This is a genomic window from Microcystis sp. LE18-22.4A (assembly GCF_027531105.1).
GTDB classification, from domain to species: Bacteria; Cyanobacteriota; Cyanobacteriia; order Cyanobacteriales; family Microcystaceae; genus Microcystis; species Microcystis aeruginosa.
In genome coordinates, this window is the sequence record NZ_JAPZRB010000079.1 from 1 (window position 1) to 2,309 (window position 2,309).

2 protein-coding genes and 2 pseudogenes are annotated in these 2,309 nt (G+C 45.5%); 2 read left to right on the forward strand and 2 right to left on the reverse strand.

Annotation, left to right across the window (positions count from 1 at the left end):
* The coding region (locus O9295_RS03475; protein WP_288031734.1) for a Uma2 family endonuclease at positions 1–480 on the forward strand (480 nt) is incomplete at its 5' end.
* A 6-nt stretch (positions 481–486) separates the two neighbouring features.
* Here the strand turns inward: O9295_RS03475 and O9295_RS27680 are convergent.
* Both O9295_RS27680 and O9295_RS03485 read right to left on the reverse strand, forming a co-directional pair.
* A pseudogene (locus O9295_RS27680) lies at positions 487–715 on the reverse strand (30S ribosomal protein S6); the annotation flags it as partial.
* A gap of 27 nt (positions 716–742) precedes the next feature.
* Positions 743–1,444 carry a PEP-CTERM sorting domain-containing protein gene (locus O9295_RS03485; RefSeq protein WP_288031737.1) on the reverse strand — a complete coding sequence of 234 codons (702 nt, stop codon included), beginning with the start codon at positions 1,442–1,444 and terminating at the stop codon, positions 743–745.
* Positions 1,445–1,699: 255 nt separating this feature from the next.
* On the opposite strand from O9295_RS03485, the pseudogene O9295_RS03490 reads away from it, so the two are divergent.
* Positions 1,700–2,062 (forward strand): annotated as a pseudogene (locus O9295_RS03490) (DUF3782 domain-containing protein); the annotation flags it as partial.
* Positions 2,063–2,309: the final 247 nt, after the last annotated feature.

Here is a 2,309-nt window from a genome sequence, read left to right on the forward strand (position 1 = left end):
GTTTTCGGCCGTCCACCGGGTGAGCGCGGCAGCTATAAACAATGGGAAGAAGACAATATTGCCCCCCAGGTAGTGTTTGAAATCCTCTCTCCGAGCAATAGTGCCAGGGAAATGCTCAAAAAGCAGTCTTTCTATCGGGAGTATGGGGTATTAGAAATGTTTTTCTATGACCCAGACTCCCATGATTTCTGGGGATTGGTGCGACCCAATCAGCAAGAGGATTTTTTCCCAGTAACGGCCTTGAATTTTCCCTGGACTTCCCCAATCCTAGGGATTCGGTTTGAGATGTTTGAAGAGGGTTTAGAGGTCTTTTATCCCGATGGGGAACGATTTAAAGACCCTGAAACCCTCTTTGAGGAGCGCGACCAAGCACAACAAGAACGCGACCAAGCACAACAAGAACGCAACCAAGCACAACAAGAACGCGATCGCGCTTTTGCCCGATTACGGGAATTGGGCATTGACCCGACACAGTTGTGACTATAATTAATCTTCCTCGGAGATGCCGTCCTCTTCCACCACCGCTTCGGTGATAGGAGAGGGGGGAATTTCCGTTAAGGGAGATAAATCCGCAGGGGGGGGCCACCACGCGATCGAGTTTTAGGGTTAAATAACGAATAACCTCATCACTTAAACCCATGGCCCGTTCCATGGGGGCGACTTGTTTGCCGCTGGCCTGATAATTCATCTGCACATAGACACCTATCAAAAATTTGTTGAAAGAAATCCCAAATTTCTCAACTCAATTGTCCTGTTTTGACTTCTTCCCTTGAGCTAGTTTGCGCTGGCAGAAAGCACCAAATCCCAATAAACCTAAGCCTAAAATTGTGCTAGGTTCAGGAACAGTTTGTGTGGTTTTTGCTTCAACTGATACATTATCTAGCCCAAGATAATGTGTGTTTGCGGTTGAAATTCCAACAATAGAGATAGGAGTGGACGTACTCGTCGCAGTGAAATCCAAGCTGAAGCCACCCCACTGATTGCCAGAACCTGATGGATTGAACGTGAATGTTTGGTTAGAGGAACCGGCGGTCGCGGTGACTGAGATAGGACCTGGATAAGTGGGGTTTAAAATTCCCAAAGAGAGAGAGAGGGTATATTGCTGACCCACCGTAGTGTTAATAGTTTGAGTCACGCCTCCATAGGGAGAGGAATCGTGGTAACCACTAAGATCGAGCCTGAAAGCTCCAAAAGGAGTAGTAAGTCCATCCGAACTGCCATTTTGCCCCCATGCCAGTTCGGCGGTAGTGGTTGTCCACCCTGGAATCACAGTAGAGCCTGGGTTCAAAGACATCCATCCAAATCCATTATTGACGAAAGTCCCGGCAGTATTTTCAAAGCTGCCATTTTGGAGTAGGTTAGCTGCTTGCGCTGTACCTGCTGCCAGACTGATAAGTATTACCCCCCCCCCGATGGAGTTTTTAATCAATTTTACTAATGTCATAACTAAATGCCTCTTAAAAAATGTGGTTCTGCCTGATCTATAATGTTTAATTCTGTAGATTTGAAAGTCTTGCCGTTAAATTTATCAAATCTTAACAATACTCTAAGTTACTTATAAAAATAAAGGTATGTTAGCGACAGCGTAACACGCCCTACTTATCGCTCTCTTACTCAAAGGCAGAAGCACTATCTTCTTCATGAATCGGCAAAATTCAGTAAAATAGCAATAGACTAAATCAGAGAGAAAAAATTAGCTATGGCAACTACATCCGAAGACGTATGGCGACTCTTAGCCGAATTAGCGACTGCTCAAAAAGAAACTGACAAACAACTGAAGGAGACTGACCTACTATTGAAGGAAGTTAGTCAGCAACAGCAGGAAAACGCCCAACAACAGAAGAAAACTGACAAACAACTCAAAGAATTAGGTCAGCAAATTGGGGGACTCGGTGCAAAATTCGGCAGTTTTACCGAAGGACTTGCCCTCCCTTCAATGGAAAAGATTCTCAGACAACGCTTTGGTATGGAAGTTATCAGTCCCAGTGTGCGAGTCAGTAAAGAAGGACAACACCTAGAAATTGATGTCCTTGCCTATACCAATGGTCAGCTAAATACTGCTTAAAACCACCACCAAAAAACACAACCCACACACCACACAAAAACACAAAACACAACAACAAAAACCACCCCCCCCCCCGCCCCCAAATACTTATCAGTCTGGCAGCAGGTACAGCGCAAGCAGCTAACCTACTCCAAAAGGGCAGCTTTGAAAAGACTGCCGGGCCTTTCGTCAATAATGGATTTGGATGGATGTCTTTGAACCCAGGCTCTACTGTGATTCCAGGGTGGACAACCACTACCGCCGA

Excerpts from the sequence above, each read along its gene's own strand:
- O9295_RS03485 (WP_288031737.1), bottom strand. The coding sequence starts at position 1,444 with ATGACATTAGTAAAATTGATTAAAAACTCCATCGGGGGGGGGGTAATA.